This is a genomic window from Polaribacter gangjinensis (assembly GCF_038024125.1).
GTDB lineage: Bacteria > Bacteroidota > Bacteroidia > Flavobacteriales > Flavobacteriaceae > Polaribacter > Polaribacter gangjinensis.
On the sequence record NZ_CP150662.1, the window covers coordinates 17,501 to 43,562 of the forward strand.

The 26,062-nt window shown below is 31.8% G+C and carries 17 protein-coding genes and 2 rRNA genes (1 of these 19 only partly in view); 8 read left to right on the top strand and 11 right to left on the bottom strand.

All coding sequences use genetic code 11. The features are described from left to right. The 4 genes from WHA43_RS00090 to cmk all read left to right on the top strand — a co-directional run. Positions 1 to 1,890 (top strand): 23S ribosomal RNA (locus tag WHA43_RS00090) (it extends 991 nt beyond the left edge of the window). A 202-nt stretch (positions 1,891 to 2,092) separates the two neighbouring features. Continuing rightward, positions 2,093 to 2,202 (top strand): 5S ribosomal RNA (rrf, locus tag WHA43_RS00095). A gap of 115 nt (positions 2,203 to 2,317) precedes the next feature. Next, positions 2,318 to 3,340 carry a type IX secretion system protein PorQ gene (gene porQ / locus WHA43_RS00100; RefSeq protein WP_105045156.1) on the top strand — a complete coding sequence of 341 codons (1,023 nt, stop codon included), beginning with the start codon at positions 2,318 to 2,320 and terminating at the stop codon, positions 3,338 to 3,340. Beyond that, a complete protein-coding gene (cmk, locus tag WHA43_RS00105; RefSeq protein WP_105045157.1) occupies positions 3,341 to 4,030 on the top strand; it encodes a (d)CMP kinase in 690 nt (229 codons plus the stop codon). It begins immediately after the preceding gene. Between the two features lie 3 nt (positions 4,031 to 4,033). Here cmk and WHA43_RS00110 read toward each other — a convergent pair whose 3' ends face one another. Next, positions 4,034 to 4,663: a 7-carboxy-7-deazaguanine synthase QueE gene (locus WHA43_RS00110; protein ID WP_105045158.1), complete on the bottom strand. Its 630-nt coding sequence runs from the start codon at positions 4,661 to 4,663 to the stop codon at positions 4,034 to 4,036. A 1-nt stretch (position 4,664) separates the two neighbouring features. Continuing rightward, entirely contained in the window at positions 4,665 to 5,117 is a 453-nt protein-coding gene (locus WHA43_RS00115) for a RidA family protein (RefSeq protein ID WP_105045159.1), read from the bottom strand. Positions 5,118 to 5,328: 211 nt separating this feature from the next. On the opposite strand from WHA43_RS00115, the gene rpsA reads away from it, so the two are divergent. Both rpsA and WHA43_RS00125 read left to right on the top strand, forming a co-directional pair. Then, complete coding sequence (rpsA, locus tag WHA43_RS00120; protein WP_105045160.1) at positions 5,329 to 7,134, top strand: 30S ribosomal protein S1; 1,806 nt, start codon at positions 5,329 to 5,331, stop codon at positions 7,132 to 7,134. A gap of 93 nt (positions 7,135 to 7,227) precedes the next feature. Further along, entirely contained in the window at positions 7,228 to 8,556 is a 1,329-nt protein-coding gene (locus WHA43_RS00125; protein WP_105045161.1) for a M24 family metallopeptidase, read from the top strand. Positions 8,557 to 8,624: 68 nt separating this feature from the next. On the opposite strand, the gene WHA43_RS00130 is transcribed toward WHA43_RS00125, so the two are convergent. Then, positions 8,625 to 11,102 carry a M14 family metallopeptidase gene (locus WHA43_RS00130; RefSeq protein WP_105045162.1) on the bottom strand — a complete coding sequence of 826 codons (2,478 nt, stop codon included), beginning with the start codon at positions 11,100 to 11,102 and terminating at the stop codon, positions 8,625 to 8,627. Positions 11,103 to 11,302: 200 nt separating this feature from the next. On the opposite strand from WHA43_RS00130, the gene bshC reads away from it, so the two are divergent. Next, positions 11,303 to 12,895, top strand: coding sequence for a bacillithiol biosynthesis cysteine-adding enzyme BshC (bshC, locus tag WHA43_RS00135; RefSeq protein ID WP_105047223.1), 1,593 nt, complete (start codon positions 11,303 to 11,305; stop codon positions 12,893 to 12,895). Here the strand turns inward: bshC and WHA43_RS00140 are convergent. From WHA43_RS00140 to argS, 8 genes are all read right to left on the bottom strand, one after another. Then, entirely contained in the window at positions 12,892 to 13,494 is a 603-nt protein-coding gene (locus WHA43_RS00140; RefSeq protein ID WP_105045163.1) for a hypothetical protein, read from the bottom strand. The two genes, bshC and WHA43_RS00140, sit on opposite strands and share 4 nt — an antisense overlap. Positions 13,495 to 13,784: 290 nt before the next feature. Next, entirely contained in the window at positions 13,785 to 14,309 is a 525-nt protein-coding gene (locus tag WHA43_RS00145) for a DUF1573 domain-containing protein (protein WP_105045165.1), read from the bottom strand. A 21-nt stretch (positions 14,310 to 14,330) separates the two neighbouring features. Next, complete coding sequence (locus WHA43_RS00150; RefSeq protein ID WP_105045166.1) at positions 14,331 to 16,514, bottom strand: DUF4838 domain-containing protein; 2,184 nt, start codon at positions 16,512 to 16,514, stop codon at positions 14,331 to 14,333. Positions 16,515 to 16,541: 27 nt separating this feature from the next. Continuing rightward, a complete protein-coding gene (locus WHA43_RS00155) occupies positions 16,542 to 19,415 on the bottom strand; it encodes a tetratricopeptide repeat protein (protein ID WP_146104874.1) in 2,874 nt (957 codons plus the stop codon). A gap of 16 nt (positions 19,416 to 19,431) precedes the next feature. Further along, entirely contained in the window at positions 19,432 to 20,982 is a 1,551-nt protein-coding gene (locus WHA43_RS00160; RefSeq protein ID WP_226742916.1) for a glycosyltransferase family 2 protein, read from the bottom strand. After that, a complete protein-coding gene (locus tag WHA43_RS00165; RefSeq protein ID WP_146104875.1) occupies positions 20,983 to 22,110 on the bottom strand; it encodes a HEAT repeat domain-containing protein in 1,128 nt (375 codons plus the stop codon). 122 nt (positions 22,111 to 22,232) lie between these two features. Next, complete coding sequence (gene lpdA, locus WHA43_RS00170) at positions 22,233 to 23,621, bottom strand: dihydrolipoyl dehydrogenase (RefSeq protein ID WP_105047224.1); 1,389 nt, start codon at positions 23,619 to 23,621, stop codon at positions 22,233 to 22,235. Between the two features lie 61 nt (positions 23,622 to 23,682). After that, entirely contained in the window at positions 23,683 to 25,461 is a 1,779-nt protein-coding gene (argS, locus tag WHA43_RS00175; protein WP_105045169.1) for an arginine--tRNA ligase, read from the bottom strand. Between the two features lie 75 nt (positions 25,462 to 25,536). On the opposite strand from argS, the gene WHA43_RS00180 reads away from it, so the two are divergent. Next, positions 25,537 to 26,049: a YkgJ family cysteine cluster protein gene (locus WHA43_RS00180; protein ID WP_105045170.1), complete on the top strand. Its 513-nt coding sequence runs from the start codon at positions 25,537 to 25,539 to the stop codon at positions 26,047 to 26,049. The last annotated feature ends 13 nt before the right edge of the window (positions 26,050 to 26,062 follow it).

Here is a 26,062-nt window from a genome sequence, read left to right on the forward strand (position 1 = left end):
GTCCATGTCCGAGAGGGAAAGAACCCAGACCATCAGCTAAGGTCCCCAAATATATACTAAGTTGAACTAACGAGGTTCGATTGCACAGACAGCTAGGATGTTGGCTTGGAAGCAGCCATTCATTTAAAGAGTGCGTAACAGCTCACTAGTCGAGCGATCGAGCATGGATAATAATCGGGCATAAGTATATTACCGAAGCTATGGTCCCGACGTCAAGTCGGGAGGTAGGGGAGCATTGTAACCTGCGTAGAAGGTGTGTTGTAAGACATGCTGGAGTGGTTACAAAAGAAAATGTAGGCATAAGTAACGATAATGCGGGCGAGAAACCCGCACACCGAAAGACTAAGGTTTCCTCAGCGATGCTAATCAGCTGAGGGTTAGTCGGGGCCTAAGGCGAATCCGAAAGGAGTAGTCGATGGACAACAGGTTAATATTCCTGTACTTCTTATAATTGCGATGGGGTGACGGAGTATTGAAAGCACCGCGAACTGACGGAATAGTTCGTTGAAGGATGTAGGTATTAGTTTTGTAGGCAAATCCGCAGAACTAGCTAAAGTCTGATAGTACCATGAGTCTTCGGACAAATGGATAGTGTGCCTAAAAGCTTCCAAGAAAAACCTCTAAGCTTCAGATTATAAGAACCCGTACCGTAAACCGACACAGGTAGTTGGGATGAGAATTCTAAGGTGCTCGAGAGATTCATGGCTAAGGAACTAGGCAAAATAGACCCGTAACTTCGGGAGAAGGGTCGCCCCGAGCAATCGGGGCCGCAGTGAAAAGGTCCAGGCGACTGTTTATCAAAAACACAGGGCTATGCTAAATTGAAAGATGATGTATATGGCCTGACACCTGCCCGGTGCTGGAAGGTTAAGTGGAGGGCTTAGCGTAAGCGAAGGTCTGAAATGAAGCCCCAGTAAACGGCGGCCGTAACTATAACGGTCCTAAGGTAGCGAAATTCCTTGTCGGGTAAGTTCCGACCTGCACGAATGGTGTAACGATCTGGACACTGTCTCAGCCATGAGCTCGGTGAAATTGTAGTATCGGTGAAGATGCCGATTACCCGCTACGGGACGAAAAGACCCCGTGCACCTTTACTATAGCTTAGTATTGGGTTTGGATAAGTAATGTGTAGGATAGGTGGGAGACTACGAAGCGGCTTCGCTAGGAGTTGTGGAGTCATCCTTGAAATACCACCCTTTGCTTATCTAGATTCTAACTCAGAGATGAGGACAGTGCTTGGTGGGTAGTTTGACTGGGGTGGTCGCCTCCAAAAGAGTAACGGAGGCTTCTAAAGGTACCCTCAGCACGCTTGGTAACCGTGCGTAGAGTGCAATGGCATAAGGGTGCTTGACTGAGAGACATACAGGTCGATCAGGTTGGAAACAAGAGCATAGTGATCCGGTGGTTCCGCATGGAAGGGCCATCGCTCAAAGGATAAAAGGTACGCCGGGGATAACAGGCTGATCTCCCCCAAGAGCTCATATCGACGGGGGGGTTTGGCACCTCGATGTCGGCTCGTCACATCCTGGGGCTGGAGAAGGTCCCAAGGGTTGGGCTGTTCGCCCATTAAAGTGGCACGCGAGCTGGGTTCAGAACGTCGTGAGACAGTTCGGTCTCTATCTGTAGCGGGCGTTAGAAATTTGAGTGGATCTGACTCTAGTACGAGAGGACCGAGTTGGACTGACCTCTAGTGTATCTGTTGTTCCGCCAGGAGCATTGCAGAGTAGCTACGTCGGGAAGGGATAAGCGCTGAAAGCATATAAGCGCGAAACCCACCACAAGATGAGATTTCTTTAAAGGGTCGTGGGAGATGACCACGTTGATAGGCTATAGGTGTAAAGGCAGTAATGTCATAGCCAAGTAGTACTAATAACCCATAGACTTATGTACGCTTCCCGAGCTTCGGCTCGGGAGAAACTCTTTTTTTTAAATGCTCAACTTGTTTGAGTAGCTATCTAGAATTCTTATTGTATTGTTTTACCATATGTTAACTTATTACTCCACTAACGTGGAGCGTTATAAGTTATGAGTGTTAAAAAATACGTTGTCAAACAACTCAAAATTTAAAACTCAAAACTCATAACTAACAACTTAGGGTGGTTATAGCATTGGGGCTCACCTCTTCCCATCCCGAACAGAGAAGTTAAGCCCAATTGCGCCGATGGTACTGCATTATTGTGGGAGAGTAGGTCGCTGCCTTTCTTAAATCTTAAAACCTCATATCAATCGATATGAGGTTTTTTGGTTTTATAAATATGTAATATAATTTTATAATTTATTTTCGTTATTAGCAATATAGTTTGTTAATTTGTTATGCATGAAATTAAACTATTTTCTTTTATTATCTAGCTTTTTTTCTTTAAGCTTGTTCAGTCAGGTTGGAGGGGAAAATGTATATCAATTTTTAAATTTGAATACTTCTGCAAGGCAAATTGCCCTTGGTGGAGAGGTGCTTACGCTGATGGATGATGTAAACCAGCCAACGTGGAATCCAGCTGTTATAAATGACGATATTGATAATAAATTAAGTGTTAATTATTCAAGTTATTTAGGAGGTATAAATATTGGGTCTATTTCTTATGCAAGATTAATTTCTAGAAGATTCGGAACTATTCATGGAAATATTAGCTATCTTAATTATGGTACTTTAATTGGTGCTGATGAACAAGGAAATGAAACTGGTAATTTTAATGCAAGTGATCTTTCATTTTCTGTTGGATATGCAAGAAATTTACCTTGGACAAATTTATATTTCGGAGCAAACGTAAAACTTATAAATTCAACTATAAGTAATTTTACATCCTATGGAGTTGCAGCTGATTTTGGAATTATTTATTATAGTCCTTATAAATTATATTCTTTCACGTTGGTTTTAAGAAATTTTGGGACTCAATTAAAATCATTTGATAACGAAAGAGAGAATCTTCCTTTTAAAGTTGCTTTAGGTGCATCTTATCAATTAGAACACGTCCCTTTAAAATGGTATTTAACAATTGATAATTTACAAAAATGGAATATCTCAGTTCCAAATCCATCAGAACAAGCTATAGATTTAGAAGGAAATATCACCAATCAAAATATTAATTTTTTTCAAAATGCATTAAGACACTTTGTAGTTGGTGCTGAATTATTTCCAGAAAGTGCCATTAATTTACGATTGGGTTACAATTTTAGAAGAGCTGCTGAATTAAAATTACAAAACGTACGAACATTTGGAGGAATATCTTTTGGATTTGGATTAAAAATGAATAATTTTAAATTCAATTATGCCTATTCTAAATTTCATTCGGCAACAAATGCAAGTACTTTTAGTTTGCAAATCGACTTAGATAAAAGATAAATGAAAAAAAAAATTACTATTGCTATTGATGGATTTTCATCCACAGGAAAAAGTACAATTGCAAAATTAATTGCCAAAAAGTACAATTATATCTATGTTGACACAGGTGCAATGTACAGAGCTGTTACACTTTTTGCAAAGAATAACAGGTTTGTTACTCACGATTTTTTAGATAAAGATTCACTTATTGCTAGTTTATCAAATATTTCATTGCGTTTTCAATTCAATGAAAATCTTGGTTTTGCGGAAATGTTTTTGAATAACAAAAATGTTGAAAATGAAATTCGGACTTTAGAAATTTCTCAGCTCGTAAGTAAAATTGCTGCCATATCAGAAGTTCGAAAAAAATTAGTAGCAGAACAACAAGAAATGGGAAAAAATGGTGGAATTGTTATGGATGGAAGGGATATAGGAACCGTTGTTTTTCCAGATGCTGAACTAAAATTATACATGACTGCATCTCCTGAAAAAAGAGCTAAAAGAAGATATGATGAACTGATTGAAAAAGGAGATATTGTATCTTACGAGGATATTTTATTCAACGTGCAAGAAAGAGATAGAATAGATTCTACAAGAGATGATTCTCCATTAGTAAAAGCTACTGATGCTATAGAAATTGACAATTCTGATTTAGGAATTGAAGAGCAATTTGAAAAAATCTGTGAATTAATTAATCAGAAAATCAGCTAAACTTTAAGGAATATTCAGGTATTTGTGAGTTTGCAAAGAAATTTTCCACTTCGAATTTTTCATCACATAATCAACAATCTCCGACGTCATTTTTTCTTTTTTACTCCATTCAGGTTGTAAAAAAAGTTCACACTTTTCTGAAACTTTAGCTGCTTGTTGCTCTGCAAAATCAAAGTCACTTTTGTTGTGAATGATCATTTTTAGTTCGTCAGCTTCATTATAAACTTCATCCAATGGAAGTTTTGTTTTCTTTGGTGATAAGCAAAACCAATCCCATTTTCCAGAAAATGAATAAGCTCCAGAAGTTTCAATATGCGTTTTCATATTGTTTTTTTGAAGCAAATTAGTCAAATAATCCATAGACCACATCAAAGGTTCACCTCCAGTAATTACAATAGTATCTGAGTATTTTTTTGCGTTCTCTACGATTGTTTCTACTGATGTGGGTGGATGTAACTCTGCATTCCAACTTTCTTTTACATCACACCAATGACATCCAACATCACAACCACCAACTCTAATAAAATAAGCAGCTTTTCCTGTATGATATCCTTCGCCTTGAATCGTGTAAAATGCCTCCATTAAAGGCAACATTTTTCCCTGGTTTACTAATTCTTTTGTATTTGTATCCATTTTATTTTTTTGCAGCAATCACTTCAATTTCAATTTTTGCACCTGCTACTAAATTGGCTGCAAAGGTAGTTCTTGCTGGCAAATTATCAACAAAAAATCTCGTATATACTGCATTCATTTTAGAAAAATCTTCTATATCAGCTAAAATTACGGTACATTTTACAACATCTTTTAGTGTAAGTTGATGTTCTTTTAAAACATCCTCAATATTTTTTAAAACTTGAGTTGTTTCTGCTTCAATACCACCTTCAGCCATTTTTCCTGTTTGATGATTTTTGCCAATTTGTCCTGTCAAAAAATAGAGATTTCCCACTTGAGTTACATCAGAAAATGGAGCATTTTTTCTACTTTCTTCATGTGATTTGTGAAAATATATTTCTTGATTTTGAGTTTTTTGGCATGAAATACATCCAAAAACAATGGATAAAGCCAAAACTGAATAGATACTTTTCATGTTAATTTAGTTTTTAACAAATATAAATCAATTATTTTTTAATATTTTAAATCTAAAATGCTTTAAATCAATGATTTTTTGTAAATTTGCACTCCTTTTTACGATAACAGATTTGAAAAAGGATTAGAAAAAAATAATTTATAAAAACATCTCTTGTTGTTTTTATCGTTAAAAATCTGAAATACAATAAGATACAAATTTATTTTCAGAAATGTCTGAAGAAACAAACACACAAAATCAGTCTACAACTGTAGAAACTGTAAACCCACAACAATTTTTAGAAAATTTCAATTGGCACAAGTACGAACAAGGAATTGATGCTATTGATGACGAAATGTTGAAACAATTTGAAACTGCTTTAGATGGTACAGTAGGTTTCGTAAAAGAGCGTGATGTAATTGAAGGTACTGTTATCAGAATTACTGATAGAGATGCTATTATCGACATCAACTCAAAATCAGAAGGAGTAATTTCATTGAATGAATTCCGTTACAATCAAAATTTAGCTGTTGGTGACAAAGTAGAAGTTTTGGTTGATAAAAGAGAAGATTCTTCTGGTCAATTAGTATTATCTCACAAGAAAGCAAGAGTTATCAAAGCTTGGGATCGTGTTAACAATGCACACGAAACAGGAGAAGTTGTTAACGGTTTTGTAAAATGTAGAACAAGAGGTGGAATGATTGTAGATGTTTTTGGAATTGAAGCATTCTTACCAGGTTCTCAAATCGATGTGAAACCAATTAGAGATTACGATCAATTTGTTGAAAAAACTATGGAGTTTAAAGTTGTTAAAATCAACCACGAATTCAAAAACGTAGTAGTTTCTCACAAAGCATTGATTGAAGCTGATATCGAATCTCAGAAAAAAGAAATCATTGGTCAATTAGAAAAAGGTCAAGTATTAGAAGGAATCGTGAAAAACGTAACTTCTTATGGTGTTTTCGTTGATTTAGGTGGTGTTGATGGATTAATCCACATTACAGATTTATCTTGGTCAAGAATCAATCATCCAAATGAAGTAGTTGAATTAGATCAAAAATTAAACGTTGTTATTTTAGATTTTGATGATAACAAATCTAGAATCCAATTAGGATTGAAACAATTATCTGCTCATCCTTGGGAAGCTTTAGATGCTAATTTAAAAGTTGGTGATAAAGTAACAGGAGAAGTTGTAGTATTGGCTGATTATGGAGCTTTTGTTGAAGTAGAGCAAGGAGTTGAAGGTTTGATTCACGTTTCTGAAATGTCTTGGTCAACGCATTTGCGTTCTGCACAAGATTTCGTAAAAGTGGGTGATAAAATCGAAGCTGTAATCTTAACTTTAGATAGAGAAGATCGTAAAATGTCATTGGGTATCAAACAATTACACCCAGATCCTTGGACTGATGTTACTGCGAAATATCCAGTAGGTTCTGTTCACACAGGTACAGTAAGAAACTATACAAACTTTGGTGTATTTGTTGAATTAGAAGAAGGAATTGATGGATTGGTTTATATTTCTGATTTATCTTGGACTAAAAAAATCAAGCATCCATCAGATTTTGTATCTGTAGGAGATACATTAGAAGTACAAGTTTTAGAGCTAGATGTTGAAAACAGAAAATTAAACTTAGGTCATAAACAAACGTTAGATAACCCTTGGGATATTCACGAAGATACCTATGCAATTGGAAGTGTTCACACAGGAACTATTAAAGATAAAAACGATAAAGGCGCAGTAATCACTTTTGAAGATGGCGTTGAAGGATTTGCTCCTGTAAGATTCTTGGACAAAGAAGATGGTTCTAAACTTGGAAAAGGAGATACCGCAGAGTTTGTAGTTTTAGAGTTTTCTAAAGAATACAGAAGAGTAGTTGTTTCTCACTCATCTATCTACAAAGAACAAGAAAAGAAAAATGTAAAAGCCGCTGTTAAAAAAGCAACTGAAGGAGAAAAAACTACTTTAGGAGATTTGAATGATGATTTGGCTGATTTAAAGAAAAAAATGGACGCAAAAGCGAAAAAAGATAAAAAATAATCTTTTTACATTTTTATAAAATTAAAAACCACTGATTTTTTCAGTGGTTTTTTCTTTTTATATTGTAATTTAGTTGCATTCAAAATTCATTTTATGAGAAAAAAATTAGTCTTTTTGTTTATTGCAATTTTAGCAGTGAGTTGTTTTAATGATTCAAAAAATTCTGAAAATGTAAATCCGATTGGACTTTGGGGAAAAAATCCTTGGCCTGAAATTAGAAATAAAAGAATCAATACATTATTACCAAAAGCACTTAAAAATGCGAATGTTGATTGTTGGATAGTAATTTGTAGAGAAAATAATAATGATCCTTTAGCAGAACATATTGGTGGTGAAAATGCAGGTGGAACTGCAGTTTTTTTATTTTATAATGATTCAAAAGGATTTCATTCATTGGTTTTCTCTCCTTCTGGAGAAGCTACTGCTTTAGACGAATTGGATATTCATCATAAAGTGATTCCTGTTGACAGAGCAGTTTCAGCAGTAGCTATGGCAGCTGAATTTGTTAAAAATCAGCAATTTGATACCATTGCAATTAATTCTTCAACGGGGAATTCTATGGCAGATGGATTGTCATTTACGCAAAGAAAAAACTTGGAAGAATTATTAGGAAGTGAAGCTAAAAAATTAGTCTCTTCAGATGAACTTGTGTACGAATGGTTGTCTATTAAAATTCCAGAAGAAGTTGAAATTTTAACAAAAGCCGCCGAATTAACCGCAGCTTGGCAAATTGAAGCGTATCAACAAATAGTACCAGGAGTCTCTACAGATGCTGATATTGCAAAGTTTTTAAAGAAAAAAATGACAGCATATGGCGTTACTGATGGTTGGGCTCCTGACCAAAATCCGAATGTAAATTCTGGTCCAGATAGAGGACATTCTCATCCAACCAATAAAATAATTATGCCTGGAGATGTCATTCAAATTGATTTTGGTATTAAATTATACAATAGATGGGTGAGTGATATTCAACGATTTGCCTATGTTTTGAAAGAAGGTGAAAAAGTGGCTCCAAAAGATATTCAGTTTTATTGGGAAAGTTCTAAAGCAGGAAATAGAGCAGCACTTGCAGCAATGAAACCCGGTGTAAAAGGCGTTCAAGTTGATAGTGCGCAAAGGGTGTTAATGAATGCCGCAAAATCTGAATTTGTGATGTGGAGTACAGGACATCCTGTTGGATATGTTGCGCATGATATTGGGCCTAATTTAGGAGGTTCTCAAGCGTCTCATGTTAGACCAGCCTCTGAAAAAAAATTGAAAGAAGGAATGACGTTTGCTTTTGATGGATTTCATGCGTGGAAACGAAAAGATGGAACTATCAAAACGATTTCTGTAGAAGAAATCGCTGTTGTTACGAAAGATGGAGCTCGTTATTTAATTCCGCCTCAAGAGGAATTAATTTTGATTCCTACAAAAAAATAAAGGGTACTATTTCTATAAAATTAAAAAGCCACTGAATTTTCAGTGGCTTTTTAAGTGTATTTAGATGTTTACTTTTTGATTATATCTGAATTCAACAAAAAAACAGCATTTGCTAAAAATAGTTTTCCGTTATCCCAAAATGAGCGAAATAATGGATTATCAACCATATAAATAATACTTCCTCTTCCTTTTTGTTCTTCACCAAATAACAAGGATTCTGGTATATTTTTCACTGCCAAACTGCCTGCATATCCTGAAATATTTTTACTTGCTTCCGTAAAATAAGCAACATTTATACCTTTTTCTAAATAAGAATATGATTTATTTCCTAATTTCAAAGAAAAATAAGTGTCTTTATATCCAAAAGCCAATGGATGTGTATTGTCAACCTTACTTTTAAAAATAGCTCCAGTTATTAAATCTTTAACACTTTTACGTTCTAAATCTGCATACGGAGTTAAATTTTTATTGGTTTCTTTTTCAGTTTCTTTACTTTTTAAGGCAAATCCTTCTTTGTCAGCAAAACTTTGTAAAGCATTATCTATAGCAATCAAAGTTCCTCCAGATTGAACCCAACTTGTAATTTTTTCGAGGGTGTTTTTTGATAAAAAATCATCATAATATCCATCAGGAATGATTAAAACATCAAAATTTGATAAATTAATTCTACCAAAATAATCCGAATTTAAAATTGTAATTGGATATTGTAATTCTGTTTCAAAAAAGTGCCAAATTTCACCAAAACCAAGAGATGAAGTGCCTTCTCCTGAAAGTAACGCTATTTTTTGTTTGTTAATTGGTTTTACACTTGGAGAACCAAAATCTGGTCCTGAACTCACAAATCCAGTGGAAACTGCCTGTAATTTACGTTGATTTTTATTGGCAATTTCAATCAATTTTTCATCAAAATTTTCTGATTTATTGTCATTTCTTAAGATAATCAAAGAACCTCTTTCATACGATTTTCCTTCAATTGAAAATGGTTTTTCAGAAAAGCGAGGTGTTATATTTTCTTCTAATAAATCTCCTAAAAAAACGGCATCATCCAAACTATTCCATTTAGATATGTATGCATACGCATTTTTATCTACTAAATTTGTAATAGTTTCTTTAGCAATTGATTTAGTTGAATTTATCATAGTTTTAGATGCAATCGCCTCAAAACCATGAGCGTATGGAATTGACCAAGCAGTGATATCATACGTTAATGAATCTGCTAAAAATGCTTTTGGTTCAAACAAAACATTCACCATTTTTCCTTTAGGTTGATTGGTATGAATCACTAAATCACCATTTGAAGTGTTTATTTTTCCTTCTTCTGAAATTGAATATTGAAATCCTTTTGCAATTCCATTAGTAGCAAACTCATAGCTTATTTCGTGTTTGTCAAGTAGCTTTTTTAAGCGAGCAGTTTTGTCAGGATTGTCATTTTTCAATACATAACTTTTATACATTAAATTACTATTGTCAAAAAACTTTTTGAATTCATTGTTCAGTTTTTCTGCATTTTTTGAAGCAATTTCAACGGTAGAAATTCCTGTAGTCATATGATGTAAAGCTCTGTCTTTCAAAGTTAAAACTTCTCCTTTATCCGTCTGAATTCCCAAACCTGCACGTCCATGACCAGCTTGTTCATAGGTCATTCCAATTGCACCCATATAAGTTGGATACGTGTCTCCGTAACTTGGATATAGCAAATCAAAACTTTCTTTGGTGAAATATAACCAACCTTCTTTGTCAAAATACTTTGCGTGATTTTTTCCAATTTCAGTTTGAAAATTGCGTTGCCATTCTGTAATTATTTCATGAAATGGAGCTGCAGCTGGCGCAAAATAATATGGATTATTGATGAATTGTTCATGAAAATCAACATGAATATGTGGCATCCATTTATTATAAACCTTCAATCTTTGTTGTGTTTCAACTTGAGTAGCCCAAGCCCAATCTCTATTTAAGTCAAATAAATAATGATTTGGTCTTCCTCCAGGCCAAGGTTCATAATGCTCTTTTGCATCTTGCGAAATGTCAAAAGGCGTACTTTTTACTTGATTGTACCAATTTACATAACGCTCTCTTCCATCAGGATTGATGCAGGGATCCATAATGACTAACGTGTTTTTTAACCAATCTTTTTTTGAAGTTACTAATTCATAAAGTGTTAGCATTGAGGCTTCTGTGCTAGATGCCTCATTTCCATGAACATTATAACTCAACCAAATTATAGCAACTTTACTATCAGCATTTCCTTTTAAAATGCCTGTTTGAGAAAGGTTGCTTTTTCTGATTTCCTCTAAATTTTTGATATTTTCTTCAGATGAAATGTATGAAACATACAAAGGTCTGTGTTCATTGGTTTCGCCGTATTTTTCTAGCTTTACATTTGGTAATGATTTGCTCACATAATCAAAATAATCAACCACTTTGTGATGTTTTGTAAAACGACTTCCAATTTCGTAGCCTAAAAATTCTGATGGGGATTGAATATTTTGAGAAAATAGTTGATTAATAGATAAAAAAGCAACTAAAAATAAAGTTTTAATTTTCATGAAAAAAATTTTGATGATTGTCAAAAGTACTGAAATAAATGGATTTTATAAAGATGATACGTTTTTGTTCGTTAAAAATATGTTAGATTGATTTTGAGTAGCCATCAAAGCTTAAAATATTTGTAATTTTACCAAAATTATTAAAAGCGTATGTGTTTGTCTTTAGAGGTTGATTGTGCTCAAAAATGTGTGAAAGCGTTATGAAAGTAACACATATTCCTTTTCAAAAAACCGGATTTTTCTCAAAAATGATGCTTGATTATTTAGAGAAAAACGAAAAATTAACCCCATTTTACAATCATTTTCCTGATTTGGATGGATTTCATCATCAAATTTTAGAAAAAGAAAAATCATTTGATTTACAAACACGAACCATTCTTTATAACGAATTAAAAAATCAATATAAAACGGTTGAAGTCTCGGAAAAAACAGCTGAGAATATTGAACTTTTACAGTCACAAAATACATTTACAATTACTACTGGACATCAATTAAATTTGTTTACAGGACCTTTGTATTTTCTCTATAAAATAATCTCTACCATTAATTTATGTGAAGAATTATCAGAAAAATTTCCTGATAAAAACTTTGTATCAATTTATTGGATGGCAACTGAAGATCATGATTTTGATGAAATCAACTATTTTAATTTTAATGGGAAAAAAGTGTTGTGGAACAGAAAAGATGGAGGTGCAGTTGGACGATTTTCTACAGATGGTTTAGAGGAAGTCTTAAACGTTTTTTCAGCACATTTAGGAAATTCTAAAAATGCTTTATATCTGAAAAATTTATTTTATGAGGCGTATTTGAACCACAATAATTTAGCGGATGCAACTCGATTTATCGCAAATTCATTATTTGGTCAATATGGTTTGGTCATAATTGATGGAGATTCTAAAGATTTAAAGAAAGTTTTTAGTCCGTTTGTTAAAAACGAATTGTTACATCAAACTTCTTCTATTGAAGTTTCAAAAACGATTGCTCAATTAGAGAGAGAGTATAAAATTCAAGTAAACCCGAGAGAAATCAATTTGTTTTATTTGCAAAAAGATTCTAGAGAACGCATTGTTTTTGAAAATGGCATTTACAAAGTTTTAAATACAGAAATTGAATTTTCAAAAGAAGCAATTTTACAAGAATTAGAAAATCATCCAGAGAAATTTTCTCCAAATGTTTTGTTACGCCCTTTGTATCAAGAGGTAATTTTACCCAATTTATGTTATATTGGTGGAGGAGGAGAAATCGCTTATTGGTTGCAATTGAAGGGGTTTTTTGATGCGATTGCTGTTCCTTTTCCAATCTTATTACTTCGAAATTCTGTGCAAGTGATTTCTTCAAAACAAGTTAAAAAGTTGGAAAATCTTTCTATTTCAATGGAAGAAATCTTCTTAAATCAACATGAGTTGATTTCAAAAAAAGTCAATGAAAATTCTGATATTCAAATTCAATTTGATGAAAAGAAAGCATTTTTACAAAATCAATTTTCTGAATTAAAACAAGTTGCAAAACAAACAGATATTTCTTTTGTAAACGCTGTAAATGCTCAAGAACGCAAACAAATTAAAGGCTTAGAAAATCTTGAAAAGCGTTTATTAAAAGCTGAAAAAAGACGTCATGAAGATTTGGTTCAACGAATTACTATCCTTCAAAATGAACTATTTCCGAATCAAAGTTTGGAAGAACGTCAACGAAATTTTTCAGAATATTATTTAGAATATGGAGGAGATTTTATTGAAATGTTGAAAGAATCTTTGAAACCTTTACAACATGAGTTTACCGTTTTAGAATTTTAATAGAAAACGGCATCTTTCCATTGGTATTTTTTGCAGATATAATGTAAAATTAAGTACACTAACATATGCACAAAAACCAAGCAAATAAAAGCATATAAAGGAACTCCCAATATTTGATACGGCCAATAATACGTCCAAACGCCTAATTGAATTGTAATCACTTCTCCAAAAGCTGGTAATATTAAAGCCAAGATAAGTGCTAAAATAATTTTATTTTTCTGTGTTTGATTGGCTAAAAGCGCAATTAAATTTCGTTCTAATTTGTATAAATAATGAAAAGCCAGCATCCATGCAAAAGGCAACCATAAAGGCAATTCACGCGAAACTTCATGATATTCCCAATAACCATTGTGAACTCCCCACGTTTCACCAACAATTCCTCCAAAGCCTGTTAATAACATGCCAATTAATAAAATCCAGTTCTTATTAGTGTGTGGTTTTATAATTTCTTTATAACAGTTTTGTAGTACTTTCAAAAATAAAAAAACTGCTAATATGGCATCGTATTTTTTAAAGACCCCAATAATAACTCCGGCTATAATTAATTTTAAAAGGGCTTTTGCTATTTCTTTTAAGAAAATATTTTTATGAGTAATCAATGTTTGTTTTCTTTTGTTAAACGTTGATATCTATTTTCATAGATTGAAAAAAGTAAAAAATAAGAAACTAAAAAGTACATTATAAATGAAGTAATGAATACAAAAAGTGTTGCTGTAGAAATTATGTTTTTTGTTTCTTGTAAAAAAAATGCGAAAATCAAGGAGAAAAAAAAGGAATAATAAAAACTTTCAATCAAAGTAAAGCGGACTTTATTACGTCTTTTTCTAGACCAATTTTCTATAAACTGAGCAGTTTTCTTTTGATAATATTCTTTTGAATTGAACATATCTTATCTGACAGTTTTATCAAAATCTACATAATATCCTTGTTTAGTTAGATCACCGTCAACTTCTCCAGCCAATTTTTGTCTTCGTCTTTCCATATAGATTTCCTCATAATCTTGCGTATAATGAGGAGAAGTAACCACATTTAAATCGAATTTAACAGTCGTAAAAATATCTTTTTCGGTATTTGCAATGATCGTAATATAAAACTCTACATAACCAATATTTTTAGCGCTATCGTAATTTAATGTTATAAAACCAAAGTCATCTTGTCCCACAGAACCAGTTGGATAATCAACTTCAATACAACCACAAGAGGCTTGCACTTCGTATATAATCAAAGGTTCAGTTCCTCTGTTATAAAATTTATACGCTACATCCAATTCAGACCCTCTAAGGATTGGGTAATAATGACGCTCTGGATCTTCAATTTCCATTTTAGTCCTTTTTACCTTATCAATACTTGGTTTTCTAAATTCGCAAGAACTTAGAATGATGATTAATGATATGAAGAAAAATACGTTTTTCATGAATGTAAATTTAATTAATTTTTAATTAAAAATAACTTCGTCACAGGCCAATGCATTTTTCCCAGAAATTTCAGCTCTTTTTATCACAATTTTAAAATATTCAGGTAATGGAAGTTTGTCATAATCAGAAGGTAAATCTATTGAAATTTCTTTGGTATTCAACACATCTTCACTTGTAGGTACTGATATTTTTTTCAATAATTTATTGTTCATATCTACAATTTCTATAAAACTTGGGTAATAAATTTTGTGTTTTTTGTCTTGTAAAAATGAAAATGTAATTTTTTTAGCTTTAGAAATAGAACTTTTTTCAATCTCAAGAATTAGATTATCTGTTGAAGTTAAATGCCAATTAGTATTGTAATCTCTCAATCCAAAAGTTCCGTCATTTAATATTTTAAAATTTTGATAATCTTCATCCAAATTAGATAACACTTTGAAAGATTTTTTGTAGAAATAGTGTTTTCTTTTATGGTATCTGAAAATGGTTTGTTTCCAACTATTGATGTAATCTTCTAGTGTATATTTTACTTCATTATAAGTTTTTATGTCAGCTGATTTACTGTAAATCAATAGCTTATCTAATAAAGTGCCAATTTCATTTTTTACAATTATTTCGTCATTTCCATTTAAAGATGCAAACCCATATTCGCTAAAACCAGCATCTCTCATGATTTCTAATTTCAAAAATGTAAAAGCTGTAGCTAATTTTAAAAAATCTTTATCGTATTTATTATTTTGAGTGTGTGTATCAAATTCTTTATAAAAACTAAAAAATACTTTCGGATCTAAATATTTTCGTACAGATTTGTTAATACCACTATAAATACCGAGTTCTTTTTTACTGGTGTAAAAACTACTTTCAGTAAACAAATAGTAGTTTGTTAATATATCTGCTAACTTCGGTGGATATTTTGATGTAAAATATTTATTGATTTCAGCATCTAAATTTATACTTGTATCCCATAGTAAGTTGGCAATTATTGTTGTTTTCATGTCTTCTAGTGTACTATAATTGTATTCACTACCATGCATGAAAACGCCATTTACGCCTAATTTTTTATACAATTTAAAGTTATCTTGATTTACTTTTAAGGATGGATATAGCCCAAAATAGTTATCAAAATTTACCCCATAATCCCAAACATAAACGTTGTTTATGTAATTTTTCCATTTCTTGATATCACTTTCAAATTTTTCAAAATTCTTAGTTCTTTCAATCGGAATTCCCTTTTGGATATTGATTGTGCTATAAAAAACACCCAAATTTTCAGAAGCTTTAAATTTAGGAACTTCTTTTACACTATTGTAAGCAGCTGTAAAAAACAACAATTTTGGATGATTTTTAGCCAATTTATTCATAAATGTAAATACGGCAGGTGCTGCATCTTTTGTGGTATTACCCACAGCTTTGCAAGTGCTACAAGTACAAACCATTTCATTATCATTGGGCAAAATCATGAATTTTTTGAGAACTGCATCATTTTCATGAATGTCTTTTATTTTGTCATTTACAAACTCAAAAAATATTTCGCTTGTAAAACAAAATTGCTCTTCGTTTCTTTCTTTATCAACCTCAGCAAAAATAGTTTCAGGTAGTTGAGCTCCTTTGATAAGTTTTGGCAAGTTGTGCCCCCAAAGTCCCCATTCTAACTCTAAATAATTTGTTTTGTTCCAAATTCTGAATTCCGCATCAAAATTGGGAGAAAAATAGGGCTCTCTATATTCAAAATCAGGCGTTGAACAGATACTCAATTCATTAGGAATCATTACTTCTGTTTGAATTTCATTCTGTAAACTTTGATTGATTTTTTCAGGAAAGCTTAAAAGAGTAAACTTTTTAAAAAATTCTTGAATTGCAAAACCTAAATTTTCATTGGATGAACCTTGAATAATGATGTTTTTTTCTTTTTTATAAATACAATAATTATCTTTTTGAGTAGGATTTACACTAAGTACAACATAAGTGTAATTTTGATTCAAACCATTACTTCTCTCAACAACTAGCGTCTCTTGAGTTAATAATTTAAAATTTTTAACGAATTCACCCGCTGCAAGAGTAGTCTCAGCATCAGCATTTAACGGAATTGAAATTCTAGGGACTATTTTCTTTTCACTAGAATAAAACGTGAATTCATTTTTGTCTTGCGCACAAGAATTTATGATAGAAAAAAATAGCAAGAGGTATAAATATTTCTGGAACATATGTCTAAAATATGATGTGAACTTTTTCTAAAATTTAGTAATGATTGTAAAAGCCAAATTGTATTGGTTTACGAATGCAAATGCACCCTCTGAAAACGTATTACTTTGAAAATTTGTCCAAGTTCCATCAATAGCCAAAATTGTTCTTGGAGAAATGTTATAATGATAACCAGCACCTACAGATACATTTGAGAAGTTTAAAAATACAGCTTGACCTTCAGGAAGTTGATTGTCAAATGGTGCGCTACCTCCAGAAATCGTTACCGTTACTTTATCTTGTCGCGTGTTGACATTTATTCGGGTTTGTGCCATCAAATTAAAATAAAAGAAATCACTATCCGTCATTAAATTTAATTTTGATGAAACTACAATATCTTGCCAAGTTCTTCCACCACCTAAAAGTAAGGAGATAAAGTTTGTATCATCTTGAAGTCTTGAAAATCGCAAACCTGCTTGTGCATCATATCCTTTTTTAAATTCCTTATAAGCATTACCGTACAAAATAAATTTTGGGAAGAATTGAGTTCCAACTAAAACACCAACATCAGCATACATTGTTTTATTTAAAATTCTCGAGAAATTTATTCCTGGTTGCACACCAACACCTAATCTTCTGGCAGCATAATTTACAACAGCTCCATACGTATTTTTTTCATATTTTCTATTGAAAGTTAATCCAGCAAGAGAAGTACTAAAGGGCAAGGAATCAGATGTTGCTTTTGCATAAGTTATTCCAATGATATTTCTGAGTTGTTCTGCTCGTAAAGTTTCGAGTGCTATATTCCATTCTTGCTTTTCATATGGATTGTCAATTACACGGTATTTTTGATAATAATAGGCAGAATCATACTCTTTCATCAACTCAAAAACAACACCTTTTTTATATCTTAAAAAATTATCATTTGGTGTTTTTTTCAGTTTCTTATTGATAAATTCAAGCGCCTCTTCATTTGGTTTATTGGTAATGTATAAATTGATTAATCGTTGCAAAGAACCATCGTCTTTAGGATTTAAATAATAGGCAGAATCATAACTTTTTATAGCTTCATCTGCCAAACCTTCATCTTCGAAATTTTTTCCTTTGAAAAATAAAACTTCAGCCAAAGCATCTTTAATTTTTCTATCATAAATGTATATTTTTTTCAAAGAATCTAAGATGGCAACAGATTTGTCATAATCTTTGTTTAACGTGTACATGTTTGAAAGTTTTAATTTGAAATTTTTATTTCCAGGATAAAAACTCAAAGCACTTAAACTGTAATTGATTCCTTTTTGATAATCAGGGATGGCTGATGAGGCGTTTATAGCGATATCCAACAATGTTTTATTGTTGTTTTGTCTTGTCAATCCATCTTCAACAATTGGTAAAACCTGCTGAAATTTTTCTTCACGCATCAAGAATGTTGCATATTCTTCAACTTGGCTTACATATAAATCAGTATATTTTTTTTCTAAGGGATATTTCGCTTCTAAATCTCTTGTGATGGTAAGTGCGTCATCAAACATTTGCATTTTTTGATACAAAGTTGATTTTCTTACCAAATAATCAGGATTTTCAGGATCTAATTCAATCAATTTATCAATTTGATCTGTAGCCTCATCAAATTTTTCTTGTTCAAGTAGAATGCTATAAATTTGTTGTTCAGCTTCTTTTGTAAAATCTGGTGATGAAACCAAATCGTTTAAAATAGGCAACGCTTTGTCATATTGTTTACCTAAAATATAGTCTTTTGCAGTATCATACATTAATTTGTTGTATGCGTAAGTAATATCAGTATCATCAGGAAATTTTTCATGAAGATTTAAAACCGCTTTGTTATAATTTTCAGTATCTAACATCGCTTTGTATAACTGCATTTGTTTGATGAGATACTTTTTGTTATCCGGATTTCTACTCAGTACTTTTTTTAGAAAGTATTCTGCATCAATGTAATATCCTTTACCTAGTGCAGTATTGATTACAATATCCATAGCTTCACCACCACCACCTTCTTCAGCTATTTTTTTGTATACAGTATAGCTGTCATTGTATTGACTAAAAACAGCCGTTTCTTGCATTACATAGGGAAGTGTTTTAGAGTATACTGTTGGAAATTTTGCTCTATCTAAACTTCTGATGTATGTAATTGCCTCTCCATGCCTTCCCAATTCTACCAATAAGCCAATTTTTTTCTCTACAAGGCTTAAATCATCTTTTAGTTCTAATAACGCTCTTTCGGTAAATTGAAGTGCATTTTCTTTACTACCTTTCATCATTTCGTTAGCAATGATTCCTTGATAAGCCTCTTTATTACTTGGGTTGTTATCTATGATGGTTTTGTAGATTTGATTCGCCTCATCATATTTTTTGTTACGTATTGCTTCATAACCATCACCAATCATTACATCATTGTAGGCTCTACCAATTTCAGTGTCATTTGGATAAATTTGATATAATCTTTTCAACGCTCTTTCAGCTTCTTGAAAATTACCCATTTCTTTATAAATATTGATTTTTTTCAACCACCAACCTCTACTGTAAGGAGTAATTTCTAGTAGCTCATTTACGAAACAAATTGCATCAGAATATCTTTTAGTTGTTTCTTCAAGGTTTACCAAATATTGTAAAACATCAATATCTTTTCTTCTTCTCTCGTACACTTGTTTTAAAACATATCTTGCTGTATCGTATTTTCCTAGTTGAAGGTTAGATCGTCCTAATAAAATTTTTAAGTCTAAGTCATTAGGAGATATTTGTAAACCTCTCCAGCTCATTTTTGCAGCTTTCGCAAAGTTGTTTTCTGCAATATTTTTTTTAGCTTCTTCAAAATATAAATCCGAAGAATCATAAATCTGTGAATATATATTTAGTTGTGACAAAATCATCACAATAAAAATGCATATTAACTTGTTTATTTTCATAGTATTTTAAGGTAATTTATGTTTTTATTTGTTCTACCTCACCAGATAATTTCTTTTCTCTCATTCGTTCTAATAAGTTGGAATTTTTCTGATTATTTTCTCCTCCTGAACTGTTAAAATCATTTGGGTTATTATTATCAGCATCACCTTCTTTTTTCTCAGTTTCAAATCCTTGTCTAGTCATGGTTCCCCAGGCTAATTCTCGAGATGTAATGAAACTGTAGTATCCTTTTAACGAGAAAAACATAATCATTGGGTGGTAAATAATAGGTTCGATAAAAGCAGTAACAAATAATGTTAAAACTTCTCTGGTGGTATTATAGTATTTAAACGTCATTTGATCCCAAATAATTACAACCGATGAAATCATGATTGCAAATGTGTAAGAATATAACAAAATTAATGGCGCAAAACTCCAATTGATATATCCGTATAAGAATAGAAAAATGGTAAAAAGTATTCCTAAGGCTTCAATTATGGGCGCTAAAAACTCAAAAATGAAGATGTATGGAAATGTAATTAATCCCAATCTTTTATAATTGGGATTAAAAAGTATTTTTCTGTGATCTGTAAACATTTGGAATAATCCTGAGGCCCATCTTGTTCTTTGCCTACTTAAAATTTTAACGTTTGGAGGTCCTTCTGTCCAACAGCAGGAGAGAGGAATATACCCAATTTTATAATCAAGTCGGTTATTCATCATATGTGCAGCCATCCTTGTCATCATGTCCATATCTTCGGCATGAGAGTCTGCACCATAACCACCCGCTTTAATGGCAATTTCTTTATCAAACATCCCTAAACCTCCAGAAACATTTGGTACAGAGTTGATTAGCTCCCAACCCATTTTCCCTAAAAGATATGATCTGATGTATTCTAATTCTTGAAAACGAGGAATCAGTGCTTTTGGAGGTCTTACTCTCGTGATAATTCCCTCTTCAATTTCACAGTTATTTGACATTCGCAATGTAGCACCAACTGCAATAACTCGAACTTTTGAGTTTAGAATTGGTTTAATCATTTTGGTCAAAGTATTTCTCGCTAAAATACAGTCTACATCCGTGTTTAAATAATATGGAAAAACAGAAGCATTTAGTCCGGCATTGAAAGCATCTGCTTTTGTACCACCATTTTCTTTATCAATAACTGTTAAGATTTCGTACTTAGGATTTTGAGATTTAAAGGTCCTTTTGTACGGTTTAGTTTTGATTTTTTCAACATATGCAAAAGGTGCTTCAACTAAGTCAAATTCTTTGATAAGCAATTCTAGAGTTTTATCTTTACTACCATCATTTACAATAATTACCTCAAAAAGTGGGTAATTTAAAGTTAACAAAGATTTTACATTTACAATAATCGTTTTTTCTTCGTTATATGCTGGTGCGATTACTGAAATACCTGGAGCTAAATTAGAGCTTAGTAATTCTTCATCATCAATATCAGTATTATAGCTTTTGTAATTATTTATAGCAATAAATGAGAAAATAGCTAAGACTAAGTAACTCAGAATTAGTGAGGTAGCATAGAAAAAGATAAAGTACTCATAAATTTTTACAAAAAACTCCATTTATTTATACTTGATTAAAGGGGTTTCAATATGCTTTAGAATGGTTAAATCAAATCCTTTTAATGAATTTTTTAAATTTTGAAATGCGATTTTACCTTCATAGCTATAATTTAAAATTGCCTCTGCAATAATTTTTTTAGTATCAATATTATTGGTCTCGTTAAAAATTTCTTGCAAAAATTTCAATGATTTTCCTGTGTTAAATTTTTTTATTGTTTTTACAATTGCAACTTGGCATACTTCAGGTTCTGTATAATATCTATCAATTAATGTTTGTTCTGTGTCTTTAATACCTAATTCTCCCAAAGTTAAAATTGCTTCTGCTCTAACTTTTGCATTGTCATCATCTAATTTTTCTAATAAAATTTCATCAATACCTTTTTGTTTAAAATAACCAACCATTTTAATCAAAAATATTACCAAAGAGTCATTTTTAGAGTAGTTTATCCATTTTCCTAAACCCTCTAAATTTCCCCTTTGACTTTGTAATTTTAAATATTGCATCAATTCTATTTCATCCCATTTCGTTAGTGATGTATCATATTCATCAAAAAAACGATAAGGGTCATTTGAACTCAAAGCTAAGTATGAATTACGAGCTTCAGTTCTTATTTGTGAATTTCTACTATATGCATGCGTTAATACTTTTGAATCAAATTTATTCAAATTTAATACAAAAGCTTCTTGGAATGCATCAATTTTTTCACTATTTGATCTAGAATCAAATTTTGCTTCTAAATGCTCTATGATTCCTAAAGATTTAATTACGAAATTGTATTGGTCAGACTTCCTGTTTTCGTTTTTAAAACCCACTAACACATCAACGGCATAGTTTAAAGATTCTCTATTAACTTCTTCAACTATGTTTTTAAATCTTTCAAAAAGTTCTACTTCATCGTATTTTTCATTTTCAAAAAGTACTGCTTCAAATAATTTTTTGATTTCAGGCACTTTTTCTTTCAAAAAACGTTGAGTTTTGTTGTGCTTTTTTCTAATAGTGTAAATTGTTATTACAAGAGCAATTGAAGCAACGATGAAAAACATCGTTAAAACGATGGTTATTTGAATAATAAGAGGGAACGTTTTTATCTTATAAACGAAAGATAACAGCCACTCAACAAAACTCATTAATTATATTTTATATTAACTTTTTTAAATATCGCTTAAATGAGGGAAATTTATGCGTTAATACCAAGCAAATGTAATAAAATTTGTAACAAAATCAACGATTTTATGTTAATAATGCAAACTTATAGATGTATTACTTCGCCATATGCATCAGCAACAGCTTCCATTACAGCCTCACTCATTGTTGGGTGAGGATGAATTGCTTTCAATACCTCATGGCCAGTGGTTTCTAACTTTCTACCTAGAACAGCTTCTGCAATCATATCTGTAACACCAGCACCAATCATGTGGCATCCTAACCATTCGCCATATTTTGCATCAAAAATTACCTTAACAAATCCATCAGGAGTTCCAGCAGCTTTTGCTTTTCCTGAGGCAGAGAAAGGGAATTTACCAATTTTTAATTCATATCCAGCTTCTCTTGCTTTTGCTTCTGTCAATCCAACTGAGGCAATTTCAGGACTTGCATATGTACAACCTGGAATGTTTCCATAATCAACAGGTTCTGTATGTAAACCTGCTAATTTTTCAACACAAGTAATTCCTTCTGCAGAAGCAACGTGCGCTAAAGCTGGTCCTGGAACTACATCTCCAATAGCATAGTAACCTGGAATATTGGTTTGATACCAATCATTTACTAAAATTTTATCTCTATCTACAATGATTCCGACATCTTCTAAACCAATGTTTTCGATATTCGTTTTGATACCAACAGCCGATAATAAAATATCTGCTTCTAAAACTTCTTCACCTTTTTTAGTTTTTACATATGCTTTTACGCCATCTCCAGAAGTATCAATAGATTCTACAGACGAATTTGTCATGATTTTAATTCCTGATTTTTTTAAAGAGCGCTCAAATTGTTTTGAAATATCTTCGTCTTCAACAGGAACAATATTGGGCATAAATTCAACAATGGTTACATCTGTTCCCATAGTGTTGTAAAAATGCGCGAACTCAACTCCGATAGCACCTGAACCAACAACAATCATCGATTTTGGTTGTTCAGGAAGTGTCATTGCTTGTCTATAACCAATTACTTTTTTACCATCTTGAGGTAAATTTGGCAATTCACGAGAACGTGCGCCTGTTGCAATAATGATATTTTCTGCTGAATATTCTGTAACTGTTCCATCAGCAGCTGTTACATCAACTTTTTTATTTGGTTTGATTTTTCCATGACCATCAATAATGTCAATTTTGTTTTTCTTCATTAAAAATTGAACTCCTTTGCTCATTCCATCAGCCACATTTCTACTTCTTTTAATAACTGCATTAAAATCTTTGTCAATAGCTTCTGCTTTCAATCCATATTCATCCACATGTTTCAAATAATCAAAAACTTGTGCAGATTTTAATAATGCTTTTGTTGGGATACAGCCCCAATTTAAACAAATACCACCCAAACTTTCTTTTTCTACAATGGCAGTTTTAAAACCTAATTGTGATGCTCTAATTGCTGTTACATATCCTCCAGGGCCACTTCCGATAATAATAATGTCGTAATTCATAATTGTATATTTTTGTATTGTTGGGTTTGTTTTCGTTGCAAATTTAATCAATAAAATCTTTTTACATTCTCTCAGGTACTTGAATTCCTAATAACGAAAATGCTTGTTTGATTATATTCGCAACTTTATTAGAAATTTGTACTCTAACTATTTTTTTCTGATGATTTTCTTCTCCTAAAATTGATACATTTTGATAAAAAGAATTGAATTCTTTTACCAAATCAAAAGTGTAATTTGCGATGATTGCAGGCGAGTAATTAGCTGCTGCTTGTTGTACAGTTTCAGGAAATAATGCCATTAACTTTATGATTTCTTTTTCTTTTTCATGAAGTTCTAAATCATTGATTTCTATCGAATAATCAAAAGTTGCTTTTCTGATAATTGATTGAATTCTAGCATAGGTATATTGAATAAATGGCCCTGTATTTCCTTGAAAATCAACGGATGTTTTAGGGTCGAATAAAATGCGTTTTTTAGGATCAACTTTTAAAATAAAATACTTTAAAGCACCCATTCCAATAGTTTTGTATAATTCATTTTTTTCAGCGTCAGAATACCCATCTAATTTTCCTAATTCTTCTGAAATATTTTTAGCGGTTTCACTCATTTCAACCATCAAATCATCAGCATCAACAACTGTTCCTTCTCTTGATTTCATTTTTCCAGAAGGTAAATCAACCATTCCATAACTCAAATGAAAGAGGTTTTTTGCCCAATCAAATCCTAATTTTTTAAGAATTAAAAACAATACTTGAAAATGGTAATCTTGCTCATTTCCAACAGTATAAACCATTCCACCAACATCTTTTAAATCGTTTACACGTTGAATTGCTGTACCAATATCTTGAGTCATATAAACTGCTGTTCCGTCTGAACGTAACACGATTTTTTCATCCAAACCATCATCTGTTAAATCACACCAAACAGAACCATCTTCTTTTTTGTAAAAAACACCTTTTTCAATGCCTTGTGTAACAACGTCTTTTCCTAATAAATAGGTGTCACTTTCATAATATAATGCATCAAAATCAACACCTAAATTTTTGTAGGTTGTATCAAATCCGTCGTAAACCCAAGAATTCATTTTTTTCCAAAGAGCAACAGTTTCTTTATCTCCATTTTCCCATTTTCTAAGCATTTCTTGAGCTTCTAATAAAATTGGAGCCGTTTTTTTAGCTTCTTCTTCTGAGATTCCCTTTTCAACCATTTGTGAAATTTGTTTTTTGTACTCTTGATCAAATTTCACATAATAATTACCAACTAATTTATCGCCTTTCAATCCTGTTGAAGCTGGAGTTTCTCCATTTCCAAATAGTTTCCAAGCCAACATTGATTTGCAAATATGGATGCCTCTGTCATTAATAATTTGGGTTTTGTACACTTTTTTTCCAGAAGCTTTGATAATTTCAGCAACTGCAAATCCTAATAAATTGTTACGAACATGACCTAAATGCAGTGGTTTATTGGTGTTTGGTGAAGAATATTCCACCATCATTGCTTTGTCATTTTCTTTGGGTGATTCAAATCCGAAAGTTGGATTTTGATTCATCGAATTGAAAAGTTTTAAGAAATATCCGTCACTAATTACCAAATTTAAAAAGCCTTTAACCACATTAAAGTTGATAACTTCAGTAACATTTTCTAATAAATAGTTTCCTAATTTTTCTCCAATTTCAGTTGGATTTCCTTTGATATATCTCAATAAAGGAAAAATAACAACAGTTACATCTCCTTCAAATTCTTTACGAGTTGCTTGAAATTCTACTGTTGGAATTTCAATTTGATAGATTTTTAAAAAGCCTTCTTTTACGTGAGATTCAATTGTATTTTGAATGGTCATTTCTTTGAAAAAAATTAAGCCACGAAATTACGATTTTTAGATAAATTTTAGGGTAAAATAGTGTAATTTTCGACCATGGAAGAATATTTAAAACAATTGCCAAAATTAGCTGCGCAAACGAAAAAGGAAAATCAGCAATATTTTGCACTTTTAAAAAAGAGAACTCCAAAAAATTTGGATTATATCATGCAAGAATTGCATGACGCAGCATTTGAAAAAACAGATTGTTTAAGCTGTGGAAATTGTTGCAAAACTACCAGCCCAATTTTTACAGAAAAAGACATTGAACGCATTTCTAAATATTTGAAAATGAAAATATTGCACTTTACAAATCAATATTTACGCAGAGATGAAGATGATTTTATGGTTTTAAAAACAGCTCCTTGTTCATTTTTAGATTTGCAAAATAATGAATGTACCATTTATGATGTTCGTCCAAAAGCGTGTTCAGAATATCCACATACAAATCGCAGAAAGTTTATACAAATTGCCAATTTAACCATTGAAAATACTGCAATTTGTCCGGCAACTTTTAAAATTGTAGAGGATTTGAAAAAGAGAATTCCTTTTGATATGAGCAAGAAATAATCTTAAATTTTAA

Coding starts and splice junctions, on each gene's coding strand:
- porQ (WP_105045156.1), top strand. CDS start 2,318: ATGAAATTAAACTATTTTCTTTTATTATCTAGCTTTTTTTCTTTAAGC.
- cmk (WP_105045157.1), top strand. CDS start 3,341: ATGAAAAAAAAAATTACTATTGCTATTGATGGATTTTCATCCACAGGA.
- WHA43_RS00110 (WP_105045158.1), bottom strand. CDS start 4,663: ATGGATACAAATACAAAAGAATTAGTAAACCAGGGAAAAATGTTGCCT.
- WHA43_RS00115 (WP_105045159.1), bottom strand. CDS start 5,117: ATGAAAAGTATCTATTCAGTTTTGGCTTTATCCATTGTTTTTGGATGT.
- rpsA (WP_105045160.1), top strand. CDS start 5,329: ATGTCTGAAGAAACAAACACACAAAATCAGTCTACAACTGTAGAAACT.
- WHA43_RS00125 (WP_105045161.1), top strand. CDS start 7,228: ATGAGAAAAAAATTAGTCTTTTTGTTTATTGCAATTTTAGCAGTGAGT.
- WHA43_RS00130 (WP_105045162.1), bottom strand. CDS start 11,102: ATGAAAATTAAAACTTTATTTTTAGTTGCTTTTTTATCTATTAATCAA.
- bshC (WP_105047223.1), top strand. CDS start 11,303: ATGAAAGTAACACATATTCCTTTTCAAAAAACCGGATTTTTCTCAAAA.
- WHA43_RS00145 (WP_105045165.1), bottom strand. CDS start 14,309: ATGAAAAACGTATTTTTCTTCATATCATTAATCATCATTCTAAGTTCT.
- WHA43_RS00150 (WP_105045166.1), bottom strand. CDS start 16,514: ATGTTCCAGAAATATTTATACCTCTTGCTATTTTTTTCTATCATAAAT.
- WHA43_RS00155 (WP_146104874.1), bottom strand. CDS start 19,415: ATGAAAATAAACAAGTTAATATGCATTTTTATTGTGATGATTTTGTCA.
- WHA43_RS00160 (WP_226742916.1), bottom strand. CDS start 20,982: ATGGAGTTTTTTGTAAAAATTTATGAGTACTTTATCTTTTTCTATGCT.
- WHA43_RS00165 (WP_146104875.1), bottom strand. CDS start 22,110: ATGAGTTTTGTTGAGTGGCTGTTATCTTTCGTTTATAAGATAAAAACG.
- lpdA (WP_105047224.1), bottom strand. CDS start 23,621: ATGAATTACGACATTATTATTATCGGAAGTGGCCCTGGAGGATATGTA.
- argS (WP_105045169.1), bottom strand. CDS start 25,461: ATGACCATTCAAAATACAATTGAATCTCACGTAAAAGAAGGCTTTTTA.
- WHA43_RS00180 (WP_105045170.1), top strand. CDS start 25,537: ATGGAAGAATATTTAAAACAATTGCCAAAATTAGCTGCGCAAACGAAA.